23 protein-coding genes are annotated in these 25,204 nt (G+C 68.0%); 6 read left to right on the top strand and 17 right to left on the bottom strand.

Annotation, left to right across the window (positions count from 1 at the left end):
- Positions 1-64 precede the first annotated feature (64 nt).
- Genes ASF89_RS07295 through ASF89_RS07280 form a run of 4 tightly spaced genes read left to right on the top strand, consistent with a single transcriptional unit; the run spans position 65 to position 4,294 of the window.
- Positions 65-706 carry a heme-copper oxidase subunit III gene (locus tag ASF89_RS07295; protein WP_082475160.1) on the top strand — a complete coding sequence of 214 codons (642 nt, stop codon included), beginning with the start codon at positions 65-67 and terminating at the stop codon, positions 704-706.
- A 21-nt stretch (positions 707-727) separates the two neighbouring features.
- Positions 728-1,537, top strand: a complete 810-nt coding sequence (locus ASF89_RS07290) for a c-type cytochrome (protein ID WP_055813479.1) — start codon at positions 728-730, stop codon at positions 1,535-1,537.
- A gap of 34 nt (positions 1,538-1,571) precedes the next feature.
- On the top strand, positions 1,572-2,639 hold the full coding sequence (locus ASF89_RS07285) for a ubiquinol-cytochrome c reductase iron-sulfur subunit (protein WP_055797700.1): 1,068 nt from the start codon (positions 1,572-1,574) through the stop codon (positions 2,637-2,639).
- Positions 2,636-4,294, top strand: coding sequence for a cytochrome bc complex cytochrome b subunit (locus ASF89_RS07280; protein ID WP_235476435.1), 1,659 nt, complete (start codon positions 2,636-2,638; stop codon positions 4,292-4,294). Before ASF89_RS07285 ends, ASF89_RS07280 begins: the two co-directional genes overlap by 4 nt.
- 1,367 nt (positions 4,295-5,661) lie before the next feature.
- Here ASF89_RS07280 and ASF89_RS07270 read toward each other — a convergent pair.
- The 5 genes from ASF89_RS07270 to ASF89_RS07250 form a co-directional block, all read right to left on the bottom strand.
- The gene (locus tag ASF89_RS07270) at positions 5,662-6,078 is read right to left on the bottom strand and encodes a cytochrome c oxidase subunit 4 (protein WP_055797702.1); all 417 of its coding nucleotides are present in this window, start codon (positions 6,076-6,078) and stop codon (positions 5,662-5,664) included.
- A gap of 6 nt (positions 6,079-6,084) precedes the next feature.
- Positions 6,085-7,830 carry a cytochrome c oxidase subunit I gene (gene ctaD, locus ASF89_RS07265; RefSeq protein ID WP_055797705.1) on the bottom strand — a complete coding sequence of 582 codons (1,746 nt, stop codon included), beginning with the start codon at positions 7,828-7,830 and terminating at the stop codon, positions 6,085-6,087.
- A gap of 11 nt (positions 7,831-7,841) precedes the next feature.
- On the bottom strand, positions 7,842-8,684 hold the full coding sequence (gene coxB, locus ASF89_RS07260) for a cytochrome c oxidase subunit II (RefSeq protein ID WP_082475161.1): 843 nt from the start codon (positions 8,682-8,684) through the stop codon (positions 7,842-7,844).
- A gap of 235 nt (positions 8,685-8,919) precedes the next feature.
- On the bottom strand, positions 8,920-9,300 hold the full coding sequence (gene erpA, locus ASF89_RS07255) for an iron-sulfur cluster insertion protein ErpA (protein WP_055797711.1): 381 nt from the start codon (positions 9,298-9,300) through the stop codon (positions 8,920-8,922).
- A 94-nt stretch (positions 9,301-9,394) separates the two neighbouring features.
- Positions 9,395-10,813 carry a dipeptidase gene (locus ASF89_RS07250; protein WP_055813473.1) on the bottom strand — a complete coding sequence of 473 codons (1,419 nt, stop codon included), beginning with the start codon at positions 10,811-10,813 and terminating at the stop codon, positions 9,395-9,397.
- Positions 10,814-10,853: 40 nt separating this feature from the next.
- Here ASF89_RS07250 and ASF89_RS07245 point away from each other — a divergent pair, with 40 nt between their 5' ends.
- On the top strand, positions 10,854-11,432 hold the full coding sequence (locus tag ASF89_RS07245) for a DUF3043 domain-containing protein (RefSeq protein WP_082489863.1): 579 nt from the start codon (positions 10,854-10,856) through the stop codon (positions 11,430-11,432).
- Between the two features lie 77 nt (positions 11,433-11,509).
- Here the strand turns inward: ASF89_RS07245 and ASF89_RS07240 are convergent, their stop codons facing one another.
- From ASF89_RS07240 to hisD, 3 genes are read right to left on the bottom strand one after another with little or no spacing between them, the layout of a single operon-like run.
- Positions 11,510-12,553, bottom strand: coding sequence for a quinone-dependent dihydroorotate dehydrogenase (locus tag ASF89_RS07240; RefSeq protein ID WP_055797718.1), 1,044 nt, complete (start codon positions 12,551-12,553; stop codon positions 11,510-11,512).
- Positions 12,550-13,032, bottom strand: a complete 483-nt coding sequence (nrdR, locus tag ASF89_RS07235; RefSeq protein WP_055813471.1) for a transcriptional regulator NrdR — start codon at positions 13,030-13,032, stop codon at positions 12,550-12,552. The genes ASF89_RS07240 and nrdR overlap by 4 nt, the downstream gene beginning before the upstream one ends.
- 46 nt (positions 13,033-13,078) lie before the next feature.
- On the bottom strand, positions 13,079-14,389 hold the full coding sequence (hisD, locus tag ASF89_RS07230) for a histidinol dehydrogenase (protein WP_055797724.1): 1,311 nt from the start codon (positions 14,387-14,389) through the stop codon (positions 13,079-13,081).
- An 87-nt stretch (positions 14,390-14,476) separates the two neighbouring features.
- On the opposite strand from hisD, the gene ASF89_RS07225 reads away from it, so the two are divergent.
- Positions 14,477-15,007, top strand: a complete 531-nt coding sequence (locus ASF89_RS07225) for a flavin reductase family protein (protein WP_055813466.1) — start codon at positions 14,477-14,479, stop codon at positions 15,005-15,007.
- 13 nt (positions 15,008-15,020) lie between these two features.
- Here the strand turns inward: ASF89_RS07225 and dnaE are convergent, their stop codons facing one another.
- The 9 genes from dnaE to ASF89_RS07180 form a co-directional block, all read right to left on the bottom strand.
- Positions 15,021-18,482: a DNA polymerase III subunit alpha gene (gene dnaE / locus ASF89_RS07220; RefSeq protein WP_055814759.1), complete on the bottom strand. Its 3,462-nt coding sequence runs from the start codon at positions 18,480-18,482 to the stop codon at positions 15,021-15,023.
- 98 nt (positions 18,483-18,580) lie between these two features.
- On the bottom strand, positions 18,581-19,504 hold the full coding sequence (locus tag ASF89_RS07215; RefSeq protein ID WP_055797731.1) for an RluA family pseudouridine synthase: 924 nt from the start codon (positions 19,502-19,504) through the stop codon (positions 18,581-18,583).
- The gene (lspA, locus tag ASF89_RS07210) at positions 19,501-20,115 is read right to left on the bottom strand and encodes a signal peptidase II (protein ID WP_235484038.1); all 615 of its coding nucleotides are present in this window, start codon (positions 20,113-20,115) and stop codon (positions 19,501-19,503) included. Before lspA ends, ASF89_RS07215 begins: the two co-directional genes overlap by 4 nt.
- Positions 20,116-20,119: 4 nt before the next feature.
- The gene (locus ASF89_RS07205) at positions 20,120-20,890 is read right to left on the bottom strand and encodes a DivIVA domain-containing protein (RefSeq protein ID WP_055797733.1); all 771 of its coding nucleotides are present in this window, start codon (positions 20,888-20,890) and stop codon (positions 20,120-20,122) included.
- Between the two features lie 214 nt (positions 20,891-21,104).
- Entirely contained in the window at positions 21,105-21,398 is a 294-nt protein-coding gene (locus ASF89_RS07200; protein ID WP_055797736.1) for a YggT family protein, read from the bottom strand.
- A gap of 80 nt (positions 21,399-21,478) precedes the next feature.
- Positions 21,479-22,027, bottom strand: a complete 549-nt coding sequence (locus tag ASF89_RS07195; RefSeq protein ID WP_055813463.1) for a cell division protein SepF — start codon at positions 22,025-22,027, stop codon at positions 21,479-21,481.
- 35 nt (positions 22,028-22,062) lie between these two features.
- Positions 22,063-22,758 carry a YggS family pyridoxal phosphate-dependent enzyme gene (locus ASF89_RS07190; protein ID WP_055813461.1) on the bottom strand — a complete coding sequence of 232 codons (696 nt, stop codon included), beginning with the start codon at positions 22,756-22,758 and terminating at the stop codon, positions 22,063-22,065.
- Between the two features lie 2 nt (positions 22,759-22,760).
- Positions 22,761-23,924: a cell division protein FtsZ gene (ftsZ, locus tag ASF89_RS07185; protein ID WP_055797745.1), complete on the bottom strand. Its 1,164-nt coding sequence runs from the start codon at positions 23,922-23,924 to the stop codon at positions 22,761-22,763.
- 137 nt (positions 23,925-24,061) lie between these two features.
- A complete protein-coding gene (locus tag ASF89_RS07180; RefSeq protein ID WP_235484036.1) occupies positions 24,062-25,189 on the bottom strand; it encodes an FtsQ-type POTRA domain-containing protein in 1,128 nt (375 codons plus the stop codon).
- Positions 25,190-25,204 lie beyond the last annotated feature (15 nt).

Raw genomic sequence — 25,204 nt, 5'->3', positions numbered from 1 at the left:
GTCGTCAAGAGAAATTCCCGACCCGGGGTTTCCTGCGCAAACCCAAGGAGACTTTCCAGGCATAATGGACCGCGTGACAAGTACCTCTCTCTCGAGACCTTCCGGACCGGTCGTCAACCGACCGAGCACCGTTGCCGTGGGCACCATCGTGTGGCTGGGCAGCGAAGTCATGTTCTTCGCGGGTCTGTTCGCCATCTACTTCACGCTGCGAAGCACCTCGCCCGGTCTCTGGGAGTTCGAGACGGCCAAGCTCGACGTGCCGTTCGCCCTGACCAACACGATCATGCTGGTGCTCTCGTCGGTGACCTGCCAGTTCGGCGTCTTCGCCGCCGAGCGGATGCAGTCGCGGCGGACCGGTCGGCTGTTCCAGGTCGGCCAGTGGGGCATGGTCGAATGGTTCTTCCTCACCTACGCGATGGGCTCCGCGTTCATCTGCCTCCAGGTGTTCGAGTACGCGCACCTCATCTCCGAGCACGTCACGCTCAGCTCCAACGCCTACGGCTCCGCCTTCTACATGACGACCGGGTTCCACGGAGCCCACGTCATCGGCGGCCTCATCGCGTTCCTCCTCACCATCGGCCGGGCGTTCGCCGTCAAGAACTTCGGTCACAAGGAGGCGACGACCGCCATCGTCGTCTCGTACTACTGGCACTTCGTCGACGTGGTGTGGATCGGCCTCTTCATGGTCGTCTACGTCCTCAAATAGGCATTGGATCGCTCACACAGCATGTTCTCTCGAACCTCGTCCTCACGTCGCAAGACGGGCCGTCGCAGCCCCCTCGCCACGGCTTCACTCATCCTCGTGGGTCTCCTCACGACCGGCGGTGCGTACGCGCTCTTCTCGTCGACGGCCACCGCAGATGAGAGCGCCGCGCCCGTCGCGTCCCAGCAGAGCATCGACGAGGGCCAGAAGCTCTTCGCGTCGAACTGCGCGACGTGCCACGGTCTGAGCGCCGCCGGCACCGCCGACGGCCCCAGCCTCATCGGCGTCGGATCCGCAGCGGTCGACTTCCAGGTCGGCACGGGTCGCATGCCGATGGCCGCCAATGGCCCCCAGGCGGAAGAGAAGCCCACGCAGTTCAGCGACGAGCAGGTGGCCGACATGGCCGCGTACATCGCGTCGCTCGCCCCCGGCCCCGCCATCCCGGCCGAGGAGTACCTCCAGGCCGACGGCGACACCACGAACGGCGCCGAGCTGTTCCGCATCAACTGCGCCATGTGCCACAACGTCGCCGGAGCCGGAGGCGCGTTGACGGAGGGCAAGTTCGCCCCCGCTCTCGACGGCGTCGAGTCGCACCACATCTACGAGGCCATGCTCACGGGCCCGCAGAACATGCCGGTCTTCAACGACATGAACCTGTCGCCCCAGGACAAGGCCGACATCATCACGTACCTCAAGTACCTCGAGAACAACCCGTCCCCCGGCGGGTTCGAACTGGGAAGCCTCGGCCCCGTCGCCGAAGGCCTCTTCATCTGGATCTTCGGACTCGGCGCGATCGTCGCCGTGACCATCTGGCTGACGGCCCGATCCAACTAGTCGTTCTCCCGTACTTCACCGAAAGGCAAAATCCATGGCACAGCACGACGACGAGGCCCCGATCACGGGCTCGGCTGTCGAGAGGCACGAGCCTCGACAGGTGTCGGCCGGTACGGCCGTCGTCTCTGCCGACGTCTTCGACAACCCGGGCGAGCCGCCGCACCGTGATCGCATCACGGATGTCGACCCGAAGGCCGAGAAGCGCGCGGAGCGACAGGTCAGCGTCTGGTTCTTCCTCTCGATCGTCGGCAGCATCGCGGCCATCGGGGCCTACGTGGCCTTCCCGATCACGTCGGGCGACTCGAACTCGGTGCGGCTGAACAACCTCTTCCTGGGTCTCGGCATCGCACTCGGTCTGATCTCGATCGGCATCGGTGCGGTGCACTGGTCGAAGACGCTCATGCCGGCTCGTGAGATCACCGAGATGCGTCACTCGACGCGCGGCTCGGACGAGACCCGGGAGAAGGCGGTCGAGGTCTTCGCCCTCGGCAATCAGGAGTCGGGCTTCGGTCGCCGCACCCTGATCCGCAACAGCCTCATCGGTGCGCTCGTCGCGACGCCACTCCCCGCCGTCGTGATCTTCCGCGACCTGGCGCCGGCCGAAGACCCGAACGAGGTGCTCCGCCACACCCTGTGGGAAGAGGGCATGCACCTCGCGATGGACCCGTCCGGAGCCCGCATCAAGGCGTCCGACATCACCCTCGGATCCGTGTTCCACGTCATCCCCGAGAACCTCAACGAATCCGAGCACCTGCTCGAGGAGAAAGCCAAGGCCGCAGTCCTGCTGATGCGCCTCAAGCCGGAAGACCTCAACATTCCGGAAGGACGCGAGGGCTGGCAGTACGACGGCATCGTCGCGTACTCCAAGATCTGCACGCACGTCGGCTGCCCTGTGGCCCTGTACGAACAGCAGACACACCACCTGCTCTGCCCCTGCCACCAGTCGACGTTCGACGTGACCAACAACTGCGAAGTGATCTTCGGACCGGCCAAGCGCCCGCTCCCGCAGCTGCCGATCGCCGTGGACGCCGAGGGTTACCTCGTCGCGCAGAGTGATTTCCACGAGCCCGTGGGCCCTAGCTACTGGGAGCGCGAAAAGTGATCACCACCACCCCTGCACCGGAGACCGAGACCAAGACGTCGAACACCACGACGACGGTCCCGGCCTTCGCTCCGACGAAGACGAACAAGTTCTTCGGCGCGGCCGCGAACTACGTCGACGAGCGCACCAGCATGTCCGGCCTGGTGAAAGAGGTCGGTCGCAAGATCTTCCCCGACCACTGGTCGTTCATGCTCGGCGAGGTCGCGCTGTACTCCTTCGTCGTGATCCTGCTCTCGGGCACGTTCCTGACGTTCTTCTTCCAGCCCTCGATGGCCGAGGTCAACTACAACGGCTCGTACGTCCCTCTCAAGGGTCTGAACATGTCCGCGGCGATGGCCTCGACCTTGGACATCTCGTTCGACATCCGCGGTGGACTGCTGTTCCGTCAGATCCACCACTGGGCCGCGCTGCTGTTCGTCGCGGCGATCATGCTCCACATGCTGCGCGTCTACTTCACCGGTGCGTTCCGCAAGCCCCGCGAGATCAACTGGGTCGTCGGATTCACCCTCTGGGTGCTCGCCATGGCCGAGGGATTCACGGGCTACTCGCTCCCCGACGACCTGCTCTCCGGTAACGGCGCTCGGATCATCGACGGCATGGTGAAGGGGATCCCCGTTATCGGCGTCTGGATCTCGTACCTGCTGTTCGGAGGCGAGTTCCCCGGAACCGACATGGTCGCGCGCTTCTACTCGCTGCACATCATGCTGTTGCCCGCGCTGTTGATCGCCCTCCTGGGTGTCCACCTGCTGCTGCTGATCATCAACAAGCACACCCAGTGGGCCGGCCCGGGCAAGACCAACGAGAACGTCGTCGGCGTGCCGGTCATGCCGGTGTTCGCCGCCAAGGCCGGTGGGTTCTTCTTCATCGTCTTCGGAGTGATCGTCCTGATCGCCTCGCTCTTCACGATCAACCCGATCTGGAACTACGGGCCGTACGACCCCTCCCCCGTGTCGGCTGGTACGCAGCCGGACTGGTACATCGGATTCGCCGACGGCGCCCTGCGACTCGTTCCCCCGGGATGGGAGTTCGTCATCGGCGGCTACACCGTCTCGATGAACATCCTGGCTCCCATCGGGGTCCTGGTGATCTTCATCCTGGCCGTCCTGCTGTACCCGTTCCTCGAGGCCTGGGTCACGGGCGACAAGCGAGAGCACCACATCCTCGACCGTCCCCGCAACGCCCCGACCCGGACGGCCATCGGCGCTGCCGGAATCGTGGTCTATGCCAGCCTCTGGGCGGCTGCCAGCTCCGACCTCATGGCGACTCACTTCCATCTGTCCCTGAACTACGTCATCCACACGGTGCAGGCCTGCCTGATCATCGGACCGTTCATCGCCTTCTGGATAACGAAGCGCGTCTGCCTCGGACTTCAGAAGAAGGACCGCGAGATCGCCCTTCACGGCTATGAGTCCGGGCGCATCGTACGTCTGCCTGGTGGCGAGTACGTCGAGGTGCACGAGCAGCTGGACGAGTACGAGCGCTGGCGTCTGCTGAACTTCACGGAGTACGAGCCCCTCATGATCCGGCCGAATGCGAATGGTCAGATCACGCCGGTGCAGCGTCTGCGGGCGTCGATGTCGTCCTTCTTCTTCGAAGACCGCATCGCCCCGGTGAAGCGCTCCGAGATCGAAGCACCGCACAACGACGGTCACTGACCCGAAGCACTGAGAGGCCCGACCACCCCTGGTGGTCGGGCCTCTCGTCTTTCCGGCCCGCAACTCGGGAGCACCTCGCCCCTGTGGACGCCCGGAGTCATCGAGACGCCGTCGAGTCGACCTCGAGGTCGACCTTGTACGCCTCGACCTCCAGCACGTCCCTCCAGAGTCCGCACGAGCGGGCTGGGGGCTCGACCGGAACGACACCAAGCCCGTCCGTCTCCTGTCGCCCGTATCCGGCTACGAGAGAGCGTGCCGTCTTGCCCATGGCGAGGATCCACAGCAGCGGAGGAAAACCCGCGCGCCTCACCACGGTGGAGCGCCTCGATCTTCCAGGGTCGGTGCAGATTCGCGGGGCAGCACCCTCTCATCCACGTGCTTCCCTTCCCCCAGGCCCCGTCTGAACTGTGTAGACGACCGCGCCTTCTCGCAGACCGGGTGCAACCCGCCGATCAGTCTTCCCGCTTACTCGGGTGCCATCGACCGGTCACTGAGACACCGCGCGGGGCGGACGACGCCCGCATCGGGTCCCTCGCAGCGCGCACGGCAGGACGTAGCGACGTTCCGGCGCGCGACCGGCAGGGTCACTGGAACACTGCCGGACGCACGGTTCGGGTCGATCGCAGCGCGCACGGCAGTCCGGCTCCCGCGACGGCGCAGGACGAAACTCAGTGCTCGCCGTCCCGACGTCCCTGCGACGTCCCTGCGTCCCGACGTCCCTGCGTCCCGACGTCCCTGCGTCCCGACGTCCCTGCGTCCCGACGTCCCTGCGTCCCGACGTCCCTGCGTCCGGACAGTGAGCTGGGGAACTGCAGTCGTCTCCCCCATTGGAGCCGCTCACCGCAGCGGTAGCCCACATGAGTGCGATGCTTCTCGAGTGCGGAGGCGGTCGTCGCCTATGCAGGCGAGCTCCCGGCCCTTGAGACGCTCGCCTTGCCGGTAGCTCGCAAGACGCCTTGCCGCTACCGGGAGGTCACACGGCCGCCCCGTCTGGCGGCTGGGCCGACGTACGCGCCTCCCGGCACCGTGCGGGCGGGAGAAGGCGGATGTTCATCCTCCGGTCGTCGACTGGCCGCCCCTCCCGTCCCGAGGTGCACAAGCCCTTGCCCCGTGAGGCCGCAGCCGCCGATGGTTCTCGTGGCAAGGGACCCTCCACGGCTTGCGCCTCGGACCCCGTGTCAGCCAGCGGAGCAGCCGGCTTCTCCGAGCTGACGAGAGGGGGGGGCATCTCTCGTGTCAGCGTGGCTCCGCCTGGTCACCTGATCAATCGACAGCGTCATCGCGCCTCTCGTGTACTCGAGCGTTCGTCTAACGACGAACGGCGCCCACCATGTGGACGCCGTTCGAAGTGCTTGTCGTGCGATGACTCAGTGGACGAAGTTGCCCCGGTAGTACTCGTAAACCCAGCCGACGAGGGAGACGGCGACGAGAGCCGCACCGATGTAGATGATCCACATGCCGACGGCGAGGGCCAGGAAGACGAGACCGCAGGCGAAGGCCAGCAGGATCGGCCACCAGGACCAGGGGCTGAAGTGTCCGAGCTCGGGGTCACCGTCGTCGATGTTGGCGTCGAGACGGTCCTCGGGGAGCTCCCCGCCCTGAGCGCCGTGCGAGCGACTCATGTAGAAGGCCAGGAAGACGCTCAGCATGCCGGCGAGGGGGATGGCCACGGTACCGGCCCATTCGACCTGACCGGTGTCGATGATGTTCCACACCGTGTACACGGCGCCCATCAGGAAGAAGAAGATCGCGAGGATCCAGAACAGCGTTGCGTTGGTCTTCATGGCGTTCTACTTCACCTTGTCGCTGGCGGCATCGTACGTCGGGGCATCCGGAGCGTCCTTGACCGGACCGATTCCGACCGGCAGGCCGGCCTCGGGGTGGTTCAGGTCGAACGCCGGAGACTCCGACCGGATGCGGGGGATCGACGTGAAGTTGTGACGGGGCGGCGGGCACGACGTGGCCCACTCGAGCGAGCGCGAGTAACCCCAGGGGTCGTTCACCTCGACCTTCGGAGCCCGACGAGCCGTGATGTAGACGTTGTAGAGGAACGGCAGGATCGAGACGCCGAGCAGCATGGCGCCGATGGTCGACAGCTGGTTCATCCACGTGAAGTGGTCCTCGGGCTGGTACGTCGCGTAACGACGGGGCATGCCCATGACGCCCAACCAGTGCTGCACGAGGAACGTCGTGTGGAACCCGACGAACAGCATCCAGAAGTGGATCTTGCCGAGACGCTCGTTGAGCATCTTGCCGGTCATCTTCGGCCACCAGAAGTAGAAGCCGGAGAACATCGCGAACACGACAGTCCCGAACACCACGTAGTGGAAGTGCGCCACAACGAAGTACGTGTCGGACACATGGAAGTCGAGCGGAGGAGAAGCGAGGATGACACCGGTCAGACCACCGAAGGTGAAGGTGATCAGGAAGCCGATGGCCCAGAGCATCGGGGTCTCGAACGTCACCGATCCGCGCCACATCGTGCCGATCCAGTTGAAGATCTTCACGCCCGTCGGCACCGCGATGAGCATCGTCATCAGCGAGAAGAACGGCAGAAGGACGGAGCCGGTGACGTACATGTGGTGAGCCCACACGGTGACGGACAGGGCGGCGATCGAGATCGTCGCGTAGACCAGCGTCTTGTACCCGAAGATCGGCTTGCGGCTGAAGACGGGCAGGACCTCGCTGATGATGCCGAAGAACGGCAGAGCGATGATGTAGACCTCGGGGTGCCCGAAGAACCAGAACAGGTGCTGCCAGAGGATGGCCCCGCCGTTGGCTGGGTTGAAGACCTGCGCGTCGAACACGCGGTCGAAGCCGAGGCCGAAGAGGGCGGCGGCGAGCACGGGGAAGGCCATGATCACGAGGATCGCGGTGATCAGCGTGTTCCAGGTGAAGATGGGCATCCGCCACATGGTCATGCCGGGCGCGCGCATGGTCACGATGGTCGTGATGAAGTTGACGGCTCCGAGGATGGTGCTGAAGCCGGTCATGCCCAAGCCGAAGACCCAGAGATTCCCGCCGAGACCTGGTGAGAAGGTCGTGTCCGACAATGGCGCGTAGGCGAACCACCCGAACGACGCTGCACCCTGGGGGGTGAGGAAGCCGGCGACGGCGATGAGCGAGCCGAAGAGGTAGAGCCAGAAGGCGAACCCGTTCAGTCGGGGGAAGGCGACGTCGGGAGCACCGATCTGAAGCGGCATGAGGACGTTCGCGAACCCCGAGAACAGGGGCGTCGCGAACATGAGCAGCATGATCGTTCCGTGCATCGTGAAGAGCTGGTTGTACTGCTCTTTGGTCTGGATGACGTCGAGACCCGGTGCGAAGAGCTGAGCGCGGATGATCAGCGCCATGACTCCGCCGAGGCAGAAGAACAGGAACGACGCGATCAGGTACATGTACCCGATGGTCTTGTGGTCGGTCGACGTGATCCACGTGACGACGACGTTGCCCTTGCGGCCGACCTTCGAGGCTCCGAAGTTCGGACCGGAGGAGGATGCTCCTCCGGTGGGGCGGGTGGCGGTGGCTGAGCTCATCGAACCGTGCCTTACTTCTCGGAGTCTTCGGTGCCGGAGGCGACGGGCGCCTCGTTGTTCGGCTGGTTGGTGTTGGTGTTGTACTCGTCGCCGAGCAGACCCGTGTTGCCGTCGTCGGTGAGCGTCTGCTGGTAGGCGTCGTACTCGTCCTGGCTGACGACCTTGACGTTGAAGAGCATCAGCGAGTGGTACTCACCGCAGAGTTCCGCGCACTTCCCGGTGAAGGTGCCCTCTTTCTCGGGCGTGAAGTACATGTAGTTCGTCTTGCCGGGGATCGTGTCCTTCTTGTAGAGGAAGTCGACGACCCAGAAGGAGTGGGCGACGTCGCGCGACTTGAGCTCGATCTCGACCGACTTGCCGACGGGCAGGTACAGGACGGGGAGCTGGTCCTGGTCGACGGTGCCGTCCGCCTCCTCCTGGGCCTGGATGCCCTGCGAGTAGGTCGACTCGTCTTCGTTCTGCTGGTCGATGTAGTTGAAGTCCCAGGCCCAGCGCTTCGCGTAGACGTCGATCTTGACGTCGGGGCTGGCCGTGGGAGCTTCGATCGCGGCCTGGTCGCGTGCCGTGAAGGCGAAGAAGCCGAGGACGAGGATCAGCGGGACGACGGTGTAGAAGATCTCGACCGGGAGGTTGTAGCGGAGCTGCACCGGGAGGCCGGTCTGACCCTTCCGGCGGCGGTAGGCGATCGAGGCCCAGATGACGAGACCCCACACGATGAGGCCGACGATGAGGAGGACGATCCACGAGGTGACCCAGAGGCCGATGATGCTGTCGACGTGATTCGTCGTGCCCGGCTCGGTCGGCAACCACCCCTGGAGCTGGTCCTGCGTGCATCCTGCGAGCACGAGGATCATGACGGCTGCCACGGGAATGGCGGCCCAACGATTACGGCGATGAGAACGCACTGTTACCTCTCGGATGACGCGACTTCGGGGGGTGCTCCCAGTCTGGACGGGGACTTCCCTAGCCTACTCGCAGGTTGCACCGCCCTCCGCACACAGCACGCCGCAATGTTCGACGCCGAACCATTAAACGACCATCGGGGCCGCCCCGAGGGGCGGCCCCGATGGGGCGACGTCGTCGAGACCGTCAGTGGAAGCTGTCGCCGCAGGCGCAGCTGCCCTGGGCGTTGGGGTTGTCGATGGTGAATCCCTGCTTCTGGATGGTGTCCTCGAAGTCGATGGCCGCGCCGTCGAGGTACGGGACGCTCATCTTGTCGACGACGACCTCGACGCCGTCGTAGTCGACGGTCGCGTCGTTCTCGAGCAGACGCTCGTCGAAGTACAGCTGGTAGATGAGACCCGAGCAGCCGCCCGGCTGGACGGCGACGCGCAGACGGAGATCGTCGCGCCCCTCCTGCATGAGGAGGCTCTTGACCTTCCCTGCTGCGGTGTCGGTGAGCTTCACGCCGTGGGCGGGCGCTTCGGTCGGAACGGCCGTGTCGACGACGGGGGTCGCTGTGTCGGTCATGGAGCCTCCTTCGGGCGGGTGCGAGTGCTCTGCACTCCTCGTCGACCAGTGTAAGCAGCCGACCCTCGGATTTGTTCCCTCCGGGCCGACGACGTCATCGACCCGCCGCGTCGAGCCGGGCGAGCAGGATCGCCTCGCTGAGGATCGCCTTCTGCAGGACGCCGAGGTGCTGCGACTCGTTCGGGCTGTGGGCCCTAGTGTCGGGGTCCTCGACGCCCGTGACCAGGATCTCGGCCTCCGGGAACGTCTTGACGAGGTCGGCGATGAACGGGATCGAGCCGCCGATCCCGGTCTGAACGGGGCTCTCGCCCCAGCCCTCGCTCATCGCGACGGTCACATCGGCGATGGCCGGCCCCGTCGTGTCGACGAGGAAGGGGTCGCCGGTGTCGACGTCGTCGATGCTCACGTGCGCACCGAAGGGCGGGTCGGTCAGGAGGTGCGCTCGGAGCGCCTCGAAGGCCTCGGCGGCCGGCTGCCCGGGGGCGATGCGCGCGCTGATACGCACCGACACCTCCGGCGACAGCGTGTTGGACGCGTTGGCGACGCTCGGCGCGTCGATCCCGGTGACGGTGATCGAGGGCTGCGACCACACCCTGCTCAGCAGGGGGCCGCGGCCGATCGTGCGGACGCCCTCGAGCAGGCCGGACTCCTCGCGGAGGGTCTCCTCGCTCTGGTCGGGGTGCTCCGCCTCCCGGCTGCGGAGGCCGGCGACGGCGACGCCGCCCTCGTCGTCGTGCAGCGTCGCGAGGAGTCGCACCATGGCCATCATGGCGTCCGGCACGACGCCGCCGAGCATGCCCGAGTGCGATGCGTGGGCCAGGGTCCGCACCGTGAGGCGGAACGTGACGTTCCCGCGGAGTGCGACGGTGATGGCGGGCACCGTCGTGCTCCAGTTGTCGGAGTCGGCGACGACGATGACGTCCGCGGCGAGCTCGGTGCGGTGCTGCTCGAGGAAGTCGGCGAACGAGCGCGAGCCGAACTCCTCCTCGCCTTCGATGAACAGCGAGACCCCGACGCCCAGGTCGTCGCCGATCACGTCGCGGACCGCGCGAAGGGCCGCGATGTGGGTCATGACACCGGCCTTGTCGTCCGACGCGCCACGACCGTAGAGGCGGTCCCCTCTCAGGGTGGGCTCGAAGGGCGGGGTGTCCCAGTGCGCGTCGTCGCCCTGCGGTTGCACGTCATGGTGCGCGTAGAGCAGGACGGTCTTCTTCCCGTCGCGCGCCTCCCGACGGGCCAGCACAGCGGGCTGACCCATCGCACCGCTCGACCCGATGGGCGCCCTGCTGACCGTGACCTGGTCGAAGAGTCCCGTCTCGCGCACGAGACGAGCGACGGCCTCGGCGCTCTCGGCGACGTGCACCGGGTCGAACGCGTCCCACGAGACGGACGGGATGCGCACGAGCGACGAGAGATCGGCGATCGTCGACGGGAGGCCGCCGTGCACGGCCTCCGCGAGTTCGCTGACAGTACGAGGATCGGTCGGGTGGACGGGATGCTGCGAGACGGTCATGGAGGTAATCTTAGGAACTCGTTCAACCCCGAGGATTCCCGTGGCCAAGGCAGAAGAGAAGACCGACTCGTCGACGCAGGTCGTCGACACCGAATCGACGACGATCGGCAAGGGCCGTCCGACCCCGACGCGTCGGGAGCGTGAGGAGGCCAACCGCCGCCCGCTCGTCGCCACCGGCAAGGAGGCGCAGAAGGCGCAGCGCGCCCGCCTCGCCGAGGTCCGCGAGCGTCAGCGCATCGGCATGGCCAACGGCGAGGAGAAGTTCCTGCCGGAGCGCGACAAGGGCCCCCAGCGCCGGTTCATCCGCGACTACATCGACGCCCGATACAGCGTCGGCGAGGCGATGATCCCGATCATGGTGCTCGTCATCGTGATGAGCATCGTCCAGATCGCGGCCGTGCAGATGATCACCCTGTTCGTCCTGTGGGGCTTCTTCCTCGTCGCGATCGTCGACTGCCTCGTCGTCGGGCGCATCGTCACCGCGAAGCTCGCCGAGAAGTACGGCGCAGGGAACGTGCAGCGGGGCAACAAGTGGTATGCGGCCATGCGTGCGATGCAGATGAAGCCCATGCGCATGCCGAAGCCCCAGATCAAGCGCGGGCAGTACCCCACCGCCTGACCTGGCAGAGACCACCACGGCGCCGGTCCCCTCCGTCAGGAGGCGACCGGCGCCGTTCTGTCACCCCCGTCGACGGGTCAGGGGCGCTTGCGCAGCCGTCGCAGTCCTCGATTGATCTGTCGTGCCCACAGCGGTCCGCGGTAGAGGAACGCCGTGTACCCCTGGACGAGCGTCGCCCCGGCACGCAGGCGCTCGTCGACGTCCGCTGCGGTCGTCACTCCCCCGACGGACACGATGCAGGTGCCCGGCGGCACGGCCGCGACGAGCAGGCGGAGCACCTCGAGGGACCTCGCCGCGAGAGGAGCGCCGGACAGCCCCCCGGCGCCCGCCGCCTCGACGGCGACCGAATCGGTCGAGAGCCCGTCGCGCGACAGGGTCGTGTTGGTGGCGATGACGCCGGCCAGGCCGAGCTCGCCGACGAGCTCTCCGATCCGACGGATGCCGTCGTCGTCGAGATCCGGAGCGATCTTGACGAGCACCGGTGTCGATCCGGCGGCCCGGGCCACCTCCGTCAGCAGCGGTCCCAGTCGATCGAGCTCCTGGAGCCCTCGGAGTCCGGGGGTGTTCGGCGAGCTGACGTTGACCGCCAGGTAGTCGGCGAGCGGAGCGAGGAGGCGCGTGCTGACCAGGTAGTCGTCGACGGCGTCATCGACGTCGACCACACGGCTCTTGCCGATGTTGACGCCGATGACCGGACGGCGGGAGGCGCTGCGTGCCGAGGCGAGCTCCGTTGCGGCCTGCTGCGCGCCTCCGTTGTTGAAGCCCATGCGGTTGACGACCGCCAGGTCGGGCACGAGCCGGAACAGGCGGGGCCGCTCGTTGCCCGGCTGCGGACGCGCGGTGATGGTGCCGACCTCGACGTGACCGAACCCCAGGGCTCCGAGCCCGGCGATCCCCCGAGCGTCTTTGTCGAAGCCCGCCGCCACACCGAACGGGGAGTCGAAGCGGAGTCCGAGGGCGGTGACCGCGAGAGAGGGGTGCGGGGCCGTCAGCCGACGCACGAGCGGCGCCAGGCCGAGCCTCGGCACGGCCCGGATGACCCGGAAGGCGAGGTGGTGGGCGTCTTCGGGATCCATCTTCGACAGGACGAGGTCGAACAGGACGCGGTAGGGGGTCGTCATTCGTCCACCGACCGGGAGGGGCGCGGACGATCGGCGTGCTCTTCGCGGAGGGTGGCGATGGAGGCCTCGAAGTCGTCGAGCGAGTCGAACGCCTGGTAGACGCTCGCGAAGCGGAGGAACGCCACCTCGTCGAGCTCGCGGAGCGGGGGCAGGATGGCCAGGCCGATGTCGTTCGCCTCGATCTGGGACGTGCCGCTCGCGCGGACGGCCTCCTCGACCCGCTGGGCGAGGACGGCGAGATCGCCGTCGGTCACGGGGCGGCCCTGGCACGCCTTGCGCACGCCGGAGATGATCTTCTCTCTGCTGAACGGCTCGAGCACCCCGTTGCGCTTGACGACGTTGAGGCTGGCCGTCTCGGTGGTGCTGAAGCGACGGCCGCAGTTGGGGCACTGCCGTCGCCGGCGGATCGAGGTGCCGTCGTCGCTCGTGCGCGAGTCGACGACGCGGGAATCGGGGTGGCGGCAGAAAGGACAGAACATGGTGCCCTCAGCGTACTGGGGAGCGCGCCCCGCCCCCGTCGTGACCTCAGGGGCGCCGGATGCGCGCCGCGACCGCCTCGCCGTGCGCCGGAAGCAGCTCCGCCCGGGACAGCGCCACGAGACGGTCGGCGACCTCGGCGAGGGCGTCGTGGTCGTAGCGCACGATCTGCTGCGGGCGCAGGAACGTGTACGCCCCGAGACCCGACGAGAAGCGCGCCTGCCCGCCGGTCGGGAGCACGTGGTTCGACCCGGCGAGGTAGTCCCCCAGGCTGACCGGCGTGGTGCTCCCGACGAAGACGGCGCCGGCGCTCGTGATCGATCCGAGCACCGCCTCGTCGTCACGGGTCTGGATCTCGAGGTGCTCCGGGCCGTAGGCGTTGCTGAAGGCGACGGCCGCCTCCATGTCGTCGACCAGGACGAGGGCGGACTGACGGCCGCCGAGGGCCGTCCGCACCCGCTCGGCGCTCATGGTCGACGGGACCAGACGCTCGAGCTCGGCTCGCACGGACTCGACGAGGGCCGGCGAGTCCGTGACGAGGACGGCCGCCGCCTCCTCGTCGTGCTCCGCCTGGCTGATGAGGTCGACGGCCACGAGGACGGGATCGGCGTCGCCGTCGGCGATGACCAGGATCTCCGTGGCGCCGGCGACGGCGTCGATGCCCACCTGACCTCGGACGATCTGCTTGGCCGCGGCGACGAAGTTGTTGCCGGGGCCCGTGATGACCTGGACGGGTTCGAGGCCGATCTCGGGGACGCCGTAGGCCAGGGCGGCGATCGAGCCCGCGCCTCCCATGGCGTAGACCTCGTCGATGCCGAGGAGCCCGGCGGCGCCGAGGATCACGGGGTGCACTCCCCCGCCGAAGGAGCGCTGCGCGGGGCTGACGACCGCGATCGACCCGACGCCGGCCACCTGCGCCGGGACGACGTTCATGACGACGCTGGACGGATAGACGGCCTTGCCACCGGGAACGTAGACGCCCGCCCGGGTCACGGGCTGCCAGCGCTGCTCGATGACCGCGCCGTCGGCGGGGCGCGTCACGGTGTTCGCGGGGACCTGCGCGCGACTGCCCTCGGTGACTCGGGCTATGGACTCCTCGAGGGCTGCGCGCACGAGGGGGTCCAGACCTGCCACGGCCGCGGCGATCTCGTCGGCGGGGACGCGGAAGGTCTCGGTCCGGACTCCGTCGAAGCGCTCGGCCTGGTCGCGCAGAGCGGTCGCGCCCCTCTCGCGCACGTCGGCGACGAGTCCGGCTGCGGCGTCCGCCGCCGACGAGACGTCGGCTCGGGCGCGCGGCACGAGATCGAGGAGGTCGGCGTGGGTAGTGTGAGTTCCGCGGAGGTCTGTCGTCTGGATCATGGCCGGTTCAGCCTAGTCGTGCGCTCCTGCGTCGGGTCCGATCAGCACGGGCGACGAGACCCGGAACCGAGGAGGAGCGGCCCTGTCATGACGGAACCCCAGCAGCAGGATCCTCGGCCCGAGAGCGCAGCCGGCGACGACGTCGAGGCGTTCCGGGCCGCGTTCCGCCGTCACGCCGCGGGCGTGGCCATCGTCACGGCACGGGGCCAGGACGGCTCCCCCGTCGGATTCACCGCCACGTCGCTGGCGTCCCTGGCCGCCGCCCCTCCGCTGGCGACCTTCAACATGGCTCGGACCGCGAGCTCCTGGCCCGCCATCGCCTCGGCCGAGGCGGTCATCGTCCACCTCCTCGGGCGCCGCGATCTCGACGCCGCGCGTCGGATGGCCGGCCCGGCCGACCGGCGTTTCACCGGACGGCACTGGACCGAGGGACCGCGGGGACTCCCCCTCCTGCGTGGCGCCACCGCCTGGTTCAGCGGCCGGATCGTCGAGCGGGTGCCCGTCGCCGGCAGTGCGGTCGTGGTGGTCCGGATCGACGGCGGGGGCGTCGGCGCGGAGGACGACGCCCTGCTGTATCACGACCGGACGTACCTGACGCCCGGTCCCCCGGCGGACTGACCGCGGACCGGCGTCAGACCAGGCAGCCGGGGCCCAGGAGGCTCTTGAGCTCCCCGAACAGATCGGCCGTGATGTCGACCGGCATGGGGATCTCGAAGGTCCGGGCGTTGTCGCCCTTGAGCAGACGCAGACGGACCTCCGTCCGGCCGGAATGACGGCCGAGCACGGCTGCCAGCTCGGTCACCGTGTCGGTCGTCGCGCGGTGCTCGGGCATCTGCAGCACGAGGGGGCCGTGGTTGACCCCGGCGCCGAGATCCGGGCTGAACATGCTGACGGCGTGGAGGTTCATCCCGTCGTCCCGGAGACTGACCCTCCCCTTCAGCACGATGATCGAGTCGCCGACGAGCGTCGGGCCGAACTCCTGATACGTCTTGCCGAGGAACATGGCCGTGATCTCGCCGCCGAAGTCCTCGACCGTGATGATCCCGTAGGGGTTGCCGCTGTTCCGAGCGACGCGATGCTGCACGCTCGTGATGAGCCCCGCGATGGTGACGGTCTCGCCGTCGATCGACGCGTCGCTCGCCAGGAGGTCCGTCACCGTCGTCTGAGCGTGCTTCGCGAGCGGGAGCTCGAGACCGGCCAGAGGATGGTCGGAGACGTAGAGGCCCAGCATGTCGCGCTCGAACGCGAGCTTGTCGCGCTTCGACCATTCGGGTCGCTCGGGCACCTGCTGCACGTCGGCCGGTTCGTCCCACAGGCTGTCGAAGTCGAAGCCCACCTGGCCGTTGGCCTCGGCCCGCTTCTCGCTGACCGCCGCCTCGACGGCGGATTCGTGCACCTCGACCAGCGCCCGCCTGGTCGAGCCGAGGGTGTCGAAGGCACCGGCCTTGACGAGCGACTCGACCGTGCGCTTGTTCGTGACCGGCAGCGGCACCTTGCGGAGGAAGTCGTGGAAGGTCGTGAAGGCGCCCTCCTTCTCGCGGGCGGCGATGATGTGGTCGACGACGTTGAACCCGACGTTGCGGACGGCGCCCATGCCGAAGCGGATGTCGTCGCCCACGGCGGCGAAGAAGCCGATGGACTCGTTGACGTCGGGTGGCAGCACCTTGATGCCCATGCGCCGGCACTCGTTCAGATAGAGACCGAGCTTGTCGCGCGAGTCGCCGACGCTCGTCAGCAGGGCCGCCATGTACTCGGCGGGGTAGTGCGCCTTGAGGTACGCCGTCCAGTACGAGACGACGCCGTAGGCCGCGGAGTGCGCCTTGTTGAACGCGTAGTCGGAGAACGGCAGCAGGATGTCCCAGATCTTCTGCACCGCATCGGGCGAGTAGCCGTTGTCGGCCATCCCCTGAGAGAAGCCGGCGAACTGCTTGTCCAGTTCGGACTTCTTCTTCTTGCCCATGGCACGGCGGAGGATGTCGGCCTGGCCGAGCGAGAAGCCGGCGAGCTTCTGCGCGACGCTCATCACCTGCTCCTGGTAGATGATCAGGCCGTAGGTCCCTCCGAGGACCTCCGACAGGGGCTCCTCGAGCTCGGGGTGGATCGCCGTGATCTCCTGTTGGCCGTTCTTCCGCAGGGCGTAGTTCGTGTGCGAGTTGGCACCCATCGGGCCCGGTCGGTAGAGCGCGATGACGGCCGAGATGTCCTCGAAGTTGTCGGGCTTCATGAGACGCAGCAGCCCGCGCATGGGCCCACCGTCCAGCTGGAAGACGCCGAGCGTATCGCCCGATGCCAGGAGCTCGTAGGCTCCGGCATCGTCGAGCTCGAGGTCTTCGAGGACCAGATCGAAGCCGCGGTTGGTCTTGATGTTGTCGAGCGCGTCGTTGATGATCGTGAGATTGCGCAGACCCAGGAAGTCCATCTTGATGAGGCCGAGGGACTCGCAGGCGGGGTAGTCGAACTGCGTGACGATCTGGCCGTCCTGCTCGCGCTTCATGATGGGGATGATGTCGAGCAGCGGGTCGCTCGACATGATGACGCCCGCCGCGTGGACGCCCCACTGCCTCTTGAGGCCCTCGAGACCGAGGGCCGTGTCGAACACCGTCCGCGCCTCCGGGTCGGATTCGACCACCGCTCGGATGTCGCCGGCCTCTTTGTAGCGGTCGTGCTGCTTGTCGAAGATGCCCGTCAGGGGGATGTCCTTGCCCATGATGGCCGGGGGCATGGCCTTCGTCAGCTTCTCGCCCATGCCGAACGGGAAGCCGAGCACCCGTGAGCTGTCTTTCAGGGCCTGCTTCGCCTTGATCGTGCCGTAGGTGACGATCTGGGCGACCCGCTCGTCGCCGTACTTCTCGGTGACGTACTGGATGACCTCGCCACGACGGCGATCGTCGAAGTCGACGTCGAAGTCGGGCATCGAGACGCGGTCGGGGTTGAGGAACCGCTCGAAGATGAGTCCGTGACGGAGAGGGTCGAGATCGGTGATCCCCATGGCGTACGCGGCCATCGAACCGGCGCCCGAGCCGCGGCCCGGGCCCACCCTGATGCCGTTCTCCTTCGACCAGTTGATGAAGTCGGCCACGACGAGGAAGTACCCGGGGAAGCCCATGCCGGCGATGACGCCGATCTCGTACTCGGCCTGCTTGCGGACGTCGTCGGGGATCCCGGTCGGGTACCGGTGGACGAGGCCCTTCTCGACCTCCTTGATGAACCAGGTCTCTTCCGTCTCGCCCTCGGGCACGGGATACCGCGGCATGTAGTTGGCGGACGTGTTGAACTGCACGTCGCATCGCTCGGCGATCAGGAGCGTGTTGTCGCAGGCCTCGGGGTGGTCGCGGAACAGATGCCGCATCTGCTGCGCGGTCTTGAGGTAGAACTCGTCGGCGTCGAACTTGAACCTGTTCGGGTCGTTCAGCGTCGAACCCGACTGCACGCAGAGCAGCGCGGCATGGCTCGTGGCGTCGTGCTCGTGCGTGTAGTGCAGATCGTTGGTGGCCACCAGGGGCAGGTCGAGGTCCTTGGCGAGCCGGAGCAGGTCTCCCATGATGCGGCGCTCGATGCCGAGGCCGTGATCCATGATCTCGGCGAAGTAGTTCTCGCGACCGAAGATGTCGCGGAAGTCGGAGGCCGCCTTCACCGCCTCGTCGTACTGCCCGAGACGGAGCCTCGTCTGGACCTCGCCGCTCGGGCAGCCCGTCGTCGCGATCAGACCGTCGCTGTACTGCGAGAGCAGCTCGCGGTCCATCCGGGGCTTGAAGTAGTAGCCCTCGAGCGAGGCTCGGGACGACAGCCGGAAGAGGTTGTGCATGCCGCCGGTGTTCGCGGCGAGGAGCGTCATGTGCGTGTACGCGCCGGCACCCGACACGTCGTCGCGTCCGCCGTCGCCCCAGTGCACCCGCGTCTTGTCACCGCGGTGCGTGCCCGGGGTGATGTAGGCCTCGGTGCCGATGATCGGCTTGATGCCCGCCTCGGTCGCCGACTTCCAGAAGTCGAAGGCCCCGAAGACGTTGCCGTGGTCGGTCACCGCGACGGCCGGCATCCCCTGCTTCGCCGCCTCGGTGACGAGCGGGGTGACCCGTGCCGCCCCGTCGAGCATCGAGTACTCGCTGTGGACGTGCAGGTGGACGAATGAGTCGTTACTCGAGGCCAAGGGGCTCCCCGTCTGCTGGTGGTTCCGACGACTGGAGGATCAGCCTAGCTCTCGCCCAGGACATCGAGCGCGTGACGCAGATCGGCGGGATGGTCGGACCGGTAGACGACCTGCTCGCCCGTCGCCGGATGACGGAAGCCGAGGCTCACGGCGTGCAGCCACTGCCGTGTCAGCCCGAGTCGGGCGGTCAACGTGGGGTCGGCCCCGTAGGTCGTGTCCCCCACGCAGGGATGCCGCTGGGCCGACATGTGCACGCGGATCTGGTGGGTGCGGCCGGTCTCGAGATGGATCTCCAGGAGGGACGCGGCGGGGAAGGCCTCGATCGTCTCGTAGTGCGTGACCGAGGGCTTCCCATCGACGACGACGGCGAACTTCCAGTCGGAGGACGGATGACGGCCGATGGGTGCGTCGATCGTGCCGGTGAGAGGATCCGGATGACCCTGCACGACCGCGTTGTAGATCTTGTCGACCGTCCGCTCCCGGAAGGCCTGCTTCAACACCGTGTAGGCCCGCTCCGTCTTGGCGACGACCATGAGGCCGCTCGTGCCCACGTCGAGCCGATGCACGATGCCGGCCCGTTCGGCCGCGCCGGAGGTCGCCACGGTGAAGCCCGCTGCCGCCAGCCCGCCCAGGACGGTCGGACCGGTCCATCCGACGGAGGGATGCGCTGCGACGCCGACGGGCTTGTCGACGACGACGATCTCGTCGTCGTCATGCACGATGCCCATCCCGGGAACGTCGCGGGCGACGATGGAGGGCCCCTCCTTCGGCGTCCATTCGACCTCGAGCCACGCACCGGCGTCGAGACGATCGGACTTGCCGACCGGCTTCGAGTCCACGGAGACGCCGCCGCCGCCGACGACCTCGGCGGCGAAGGTGCGGCTGAAGCCCAGGAGCTTGGCGAGGGCGGCGTCGACCCGCTCGCCGGCCAGTCCGTCGGGCACCGGCAGCGACCGGTACTCGCTCACGATCGCTCCGTGGCGTGGCCTGCAGGAGGCGCGGTGTCGGTGCGCCCGGAGGCCTCCGCCTCGCGATCCAGCTCGCGTCGACGTCTCTTCGACGGCACGCGCGTGCCGTCGAGGTTGACCCCGAGGAGCGTCAGCAGGAGCAGGAGTCCCATGCTGGAGACGATGAAGATGTCGGCGACGTTGAAGATCGCCGGCAGCAGACCGGGGAAGTACAGGAAGTCGATCACGTGTCCCATGCCGAACGAGGGCTCGCGGAGCAGGCGGTCGGTCAGATTGCCGAGCGTGCCTCCCAGGAGCATGCCGAGCATGACGGCCCAGGCCCGGGAGCGGATGCGTCTCGCGAAGACGATGATCGCGACGACCACGGCCGCCGCCGCCAGGGAGAAGATCCAGGTGGACCCGCTCGCCAGCGAGAACGCCGCGCCGGGGTTCTTCACGAAGTGGAGCTGGAAGAACGTGCCGATGACGTCGATGGTCTCGCCCTCGGCCATGGTCGTCGTGACGAGGTGCTTGGACGTCTGATCTGCGGCGTAGACGCCGACAGCGACGAAGGCCAGCGCCGCCAGGAGGCGGGCGCTGACCTTCGTCGGAGTGTTGTCGTTCGGTGCCAAGAACTTAGTTGGAGCCGTAGCCCTGGGCACTGGCGGGTGCACCGGCGGGCTGGTTCTCGCCGGTGGACTCGCCGTCGAGGTCGCGGAGCTGGCCCTCGATGTAGCTCTTGAGCTTCTGGCGGTAGTCGCGCTCGAAGGTGCGGAGGTCGTCGATGCGGCGCTCGAGACCCGTGCGCTCGTTGGCGAGTCGCTCGAGGGTCTCGCGCTTCTCGGCTTCCGCCGTCTGCACCAGGTCGCGGGCGCGGCCCTCGGCGTCGGAGACGAGCTGACGGTTCTTCGCCTCGGCCTCGGAGATGACGCGAGCGGCGGTCGAGTGACCCTCGGCGATGAGCGCGTCGCGCTTCTCGACGCCCTCGCGGACGTGCTCCTCGTGGAGACGACGAGCCAGCTGCAGGAGGTTGTTCGTGCTCTCGGTCTCGTCGGCGGTGGGGCCGACGTAGGCCGGGGCTGCCGGGGCGACGACCGCTGCGACGGCGGGCTCCGGCGCGGGGACGGGAGCCGAGGCGGGTTCGACGACGGGTGCGGAGACCGGGGCCGGCGCCTCGGGGGCGCTGACGGCGGACACGGGGGCGGAGACGGCCTGCGACGACGAGTCGTCGCCCCGGGTCTCACCGGCGTCGAGGCGCTGGCGGAGCTCGTCGTTCTCCTGGTTGAGGCGGCGGAGTTCCGCGACCACCTCGTCGAGGAAGTCATCGACCTCGTCTTGGTCGTAGCCCTCGCGGAACTTCGTCGGCTGGAACCGCTTGTTGACTACGTCTTCAGGCGTCAAAGCCATTGCCGTCACCTCGTGCATCTGTTGGATCGTCTGATCGTGGTCTGAGTCGATCGTGGTCTGAACCGATCACTGCGTTCCGTGATCGGCCTGTTGGTCGTGGCGCCGCGTCAGGCCGCCCCGAGGCGATGCTCGGATAGCCTGACGACGCGACGCTCATGTATACCGTAGCGAACATTCGAAGTGCTGGTGCGGAGCACCCGGCGCGCCGCGCGGTTCAGCGCAGGTACGACGTGACGCTCATCAGGATGACGACCGCGAGCATGATGAGGCTCCAGCCGAAGTCCAGGGCCACGGAACCGAGTCGGACCGGCGGCAGGACCTTGCGGACGGCGCGGATCGGCGGGTCGGTGACCGTGTACGTGATCTCGGCGAGGACGAGCACGGCACCGCGAGGACGCCACCCCCGACTGAACGACTGCGCGAGGTCGAGGACGAACCGGGCCCACATCAGGAGGAAGAAGAGCAGCAGGAGGTAGTAGGCGATCGTGGCGATCAGGGAAACGATCATCGGGGTGTCATCAGCTCACACGAGTCGGCGCGGTCGGGCCGCGATCTGAGAGGGCGGCGCGGCGATGACGCCTCGGCCGATCAGGACTGGGCGAAGAAGGACGCCTCGATGTCGGATTCTACCTCAGCCTGCTCACCGCTCACGGCGATGTGCGCCGGGGACAGCAGGAACACCTTGTTCGTGACCCGCTCGATCTTCCCGTAGAGGCCCTGCGAGAGGCCGCTGGCGAAGTCCACCAGGCGTCGGGCGTCCGCCTCCGTCATCTGCGACAGGTTGATGATGACGGGGATGCCGTCGCGGAAGCTCTCGGCGATGGCCTGGGCGTCCTTGTACTCGCGCGGGTGGACCGTGAGGATCTCGTTCATGTCGTGGGGCACCGTGTTCTTCGTCGTGGTGGTCGTCTGTGTGCGGCGCAGGGGCGTCACGGGAGCGCGGGTGGCCGTCGGCGCGGCCGCGGGTGCCGCCACCGGGGCGACCGGCGCCACGGGCGAGGTGGCCGTCGGGGCGGTGGACTGACGCCCGGTCTGCGAGGCGGAGGAGGCGGCGGGAGCCGGCGTCTGCTCGTCGTACTCGAGTTCCTCGTCGGCGAGGCCCAGGTAGACCATCGTCTTGCGCAGCGGGTTGGCCATGTGTTTCCTCCGGATCGTGGACGTCTCCCCCGACATTAACGAGCGGAGGGTCGCATTCCCGTGATTGCCGTCCCGATTCGTAGGTGTGTCGCGCCCTCGGCTATCGCCTCGGCGAAGTCGCCGGACATCCCCGCCGAGATGTCGCCGGCGCCGGGCTCGATGGAGCGCACCCTGTCGGAGACGGCCCGGAGGCGCGCGAACGCCGGTCGCGCCGGCTCGTCCAGGGGAGCCACGGCCATGACTCCGCGGAGGCGGAGACCCGGAGTCGACGCGATGCGCTCGGCCAGGGCGTCGACGTCGCCCGGAGCGACCCCGCCGCGACCGGGATCGTCGGTGAGGTTGACCTGGACGAACCCGTCGATGAGCGAGCCGTCATCGACGGCGAGGGCGTCCACCACGCTCACGCGATCGAGCGAGTGCACCGCGGAGGCGTAGCGGCGTGCCTGCCGCGCCTTCTTCGACTGCAGCTGACCGACGAAGTGCCAGTTCAGACCCTCGAGATCGTCCAGCTCCGAGGACTTGACCTGCGCCTCCTGGTGGCGGTTCTCGCCGACATCGCGGACCCCGAGGGCATGGAGACTGCGGACGAGCCCCGCCGGATGGAACTTGGTCACCACGATGGTCGTGATCTCGTCAGGGCGACGCCCTGCGACGCGGGCCGCGTCGGCGACCTCGGCGGAGACCCGGGCGAGTCTCTCGCCCAGGTCTCCGCCCACTGGATCGGTCGGCATGCCTACTTGAGGAAGTCGGGCACGTCGAGGTCGTCGTCGCCGTCGTCGAAGACGGGGTCGGCGGCCTGGGTCGAGGCCGCCTCGTCGGGCCGCTTCCAGGAGGGCGTGTCGTGGGACGAGCCGCTGTCGGCGATGGCAGAGACGCCCGCGACCGACGTGGAGGCCGGGGACTCGGACTCGACGAAGCTGGACCGGCGCTCCTTGGTCTTCGTGGAGGGCTCCCCGCCATCGAAGCCCGCGGCGATGACGGTGACGCGGACCTCGTCGCCGAGGGTGTCGTCGATGACCGCGCCGAAGATGATGTTCGCCTCGGCGTGCACGGCCTCCTGGACCAGGCGAGCGGCGTCGTTGATCTCGAAGATGCCGAGGTTCGAGCCGCCCTGGATGGACAGCAGCACCCCGTGGGCGCCGTCGATGCTCGCTTCGAGCAGAGGCGAGGCGACGGCGAGCTCGGCGGCCTTGATGGCGCGGTCGGCGCCCCGGGACGAGCCGATCCCCATGAGAGCCGAGCCGGCGCCCTGCATGACGGACTTGACGTCGGCGAAGTCGAGATTGATCAGACCCGGGGTCGTGATGAGGTCCGTGATGCCCTGGACGCCGGCGAGGAGGACCTGGTCGGCCGTGCCGAAGGCCTCGACCATGCTGATGCCGCGTTCGCTGATCTCGAGGAGGCGGTCGTTCGGGACGACGATGAGCGTGTCGACCTCGTCCTTCAGAGCTGCGACACCCGCCTCGGCCTGGGCCTGACGACGCTTGCCCTCGAAGCCGAAGGGCTTCGTGACGACGCCGATGGTGAGTGCCCCGATGGACTTCGCGATGCGGGCCACGACGGGAGCGCCGCCGGTGCCCGTGCCACCGCCCTCGCCCGCCGTGACGAAGACCATGTCGGCGCCGGCCAGCGCCTCCTCGATCTCCTCCGCGTGGTCCTCGGCGGCACGACGACCCACCTCGGGGTCCGCGCCGGCGCCGAGGCCCCTGGTGAGCTCGCGGCCGACGTCGAGCTTGACGTCGGCGTCGCTGAGCAGGAGCGCCTGCGCGTCCGTGTTGATCGCGATGAACTCGACTCCGCGGAGCCCGAGCTCGATCATCCGGTTGACGGCGTTGACGCCACCGCCGCCGACACCGACGACCTTGATCACGGCTAGGTAGTTATGGTTCGTTGTCACGTCCGGGCCTCCGCTGAAACCTTAACTCGCAAGTTGAAGGTTAAGGTTGTACATGGTATGCAAGTTCTGCAGTCACAAGGTATGTGCCCCGACGGGGCGGTGACACCATCGTGCCAGGCGTGTCGCGAACGACATCGTCAGATGGGGCGGATGATGCCGTTGTCCGGTGCAGAGACGTCGTACTCGACCGAGGCCCCGGCGTCCCGTGACGCCTGGTCGGCCATCAGCCCGGCCAGGACCTCCGCCTTGCGATCCGAATGCTCGGCGCTACCCCAGACCACGCGCTGACCGGTCGTCAGCGTCAGCGTCACGTCGTCGGCCGTCGACGCCGTGACCTGATCGACCGTGGTCCGCAGTGCGGCGGGCAAGGCGAGCAGCACCTCCGCCGACGCCCGGAAGGGCGTCCCGTCGAGGGCGGTGCCGCCGACGTCCACGGAGGGCACCCCCTCGGGGCGCGCGTCGAGGCTCTGCACGACGATCCCCGCGGGATCCACCAGGTCGAAGGCGTCGCCATCCGCCACGGTGGCGATCGGCTGCCTCTCCGTGATGCGGATGACGAGGGTGTGCGGCGGGGCGGTCTCGGTCACGTAGCTCGCGATCAACGGGAACGCCTCCAGCTCGCGCGTGATCCTGTCGAAGTCGATCCTCGCGAGCGGCGTGCCGATCTGATCGTCCACGGCCTCCTGGACGGCGGCGGCGTCGACCCGGTCGGCCCCGTCCACGGTGATCGTCTGCAGGGAGAGCAGGGGCGAGAAGACCGCGACTCCGACCGATGCACCGAGCAGGAGCGCCACGACCCCGACCGCGACCCAGGTCGCGCGTCGGTGCCGGGAGCGACGGGTGAAGCGACGGACCTCGAGTCGCTCGACGCGCCTCCTCTGTCGCGAGGCCCGACGACTCGCCCGACGCGCCTCGAGCGCGCGACGCCGAGCCTCGTCGCGCGAGCTGTCGACCGTCGCCAGCCGCACGGGTTCGGCGGGACGAGCGGCCCGGGAGCCCGTCGTGCGACCCTGGTCGTCGAGATCGGACCGATCGACGCCCGGGTCGATCCGCGCCTCCTCGGCGGTGGTCGACGGCTCGTCGGACGACTGCCGATCCGGTCGCGCGGCCGACGAGCCCGGGAGGCGCAGCGCGGCGAACCGGGACCGGAGACCGGACGGAGAGCCGGCGCCGTCACCCGGACCGTCCGCCCCGGACGGGCTCGGACCGGACTCGGGCTCGCGTTCCGGATGCGCCGAGGGGTCGAAGCCCTGAGGACGCTTCACGACCGCTGGCCGTCG

Source organism: Frigoribacterium sp. Leaf172 (genome assembly GCF_001424285.1).
Taxonomy (GTDB): domain Bacteria; phylum Actinomycetota; class Actinomycetes; order Actinomycetales; family Microbacteriaceae; genus Frigoribacterium.
The sequence above is the reverse complement of the archived record's forward strand: the minus strand, read 5'-3'. Positions and strand labels throughout refer to the sequence as shown.

Bases quoted from the DNA above. Each gene is read 5' to 3' on its own strand.
- ASF89_RS07295 (WP_082475160.1), top strand. From the start codon at position 65: ATGGACCGCGTGACAAGTACCTCTCTCTCGAGACCTTCCGGACCGGTC.
- ASF89_RS07290 (WP_055813479.1), top strand. From the start codon at position 728: ATGTTCTCTCGAACCTCGTCCTCACGTCGCAAGACGGGCCGTCGCAGC.
- ASF89_RS07285 (WP_055797700.1), top strand. From the start codon at position 1,572: ATGGCACAGCACGACGACGAGGCCCCGATCACGGGCTCGGCTGTCGAG.
- ASF89_RS07270 (WP_055797702.1), bottom strand. From the start codon at position 6,078: ATGAAGACCAACGCAACGCTGTTCTGGATCCTCGCGATCTTCTTCTTC.
- ctaD (WP_055797705.1), bottom strand. From the start codon at position 7,830: ATGAGCTCAGCCACCGCCACCCGCCCCACCGGAGGAGCATCCTCCTCC.
- coxB (WP_082475161.1), bottom strand. From the start codon at position 8,684: ATGATCCTCGTGCTCGCAGGATGCACGCAGGACCAGCTCCAGGGGTGG.
- erpA (WP_055797711.1), bottom strand. From the start codon at position 9,300: ATGACCGACACAGCGACCCCCGTCGTCGACACGGCCGTTCCGACCGAA.
- ASF89_RS07250 (WP_055813473.1), bottom strand. From the start codon at position 10,813: ATGACCGTCTCGCAGCATCCCGTCCACCCGACCGATCCTCGTACTGTC.
- ASF89_RS07240 (WP_055797718.1), bottom strand. From the start codon at position 12,553: ATGACGACCCCCTACCGCGTCCTGTTCGACCTCGTCCTGTCGAAGATG.
- nrdR (WP_055813471.1), bottom strand. From the start codon at position 13,032: ATGTTCTGTCCTTTCTGCCGCCACCCCGATTCCCGCGTCGTCGACTCG.
- hisD (WP_055797724.1), bottom strand. From the start codon at position 14,389: ATGATCCAGACGACAGACCTCCGCGGAACTCACACTACCCACGCCGAC.
- ASF89_RS07225 (WP_055813466.1), top strand. From the start codon at position 14,477: ATGACGGAACCCCAGCAGCAGGATCCTCGGCCCGAGAGCGCAGCCGGC.
- dnaE (WP_055814759.1), bottom strand. From the start codon at position 18,482: ATGCTCGACGGGGCGGCACGGGTCACCCCGCTCGTCACCGAGGCGGCG.
- ASF89_RS07205 (WP_055797733.1), bottom strand. From the start codon at position 20,890: ATGGCTTTGACGCCTGAAGACGTAGTCAACAAGCGGTTCCAGCCGACG.
- ASF89_RS07200 (WP_055797736.1), bottom strand. From the start codon at position 21,398: ATGATCGTTTCCCTGATCGCCACGATCGCCTACTACCTCCTGCTGCTC.
- ASF89_RS07195 (WP_055813463.1), bottom strand. From the start codon at position 22,027: ATGGCCAACCCGCTGCGCAAGACGATGGTCTACCTGGGCCTCGCCGAC.
- ASF89_RS07190 (WP_055813461.1), bottom strand. From the start codon at position 22,758: ATGCCGACCGATCCAGTGGGCGGAGACCTGGGCGAGAGACTCGCCCGG.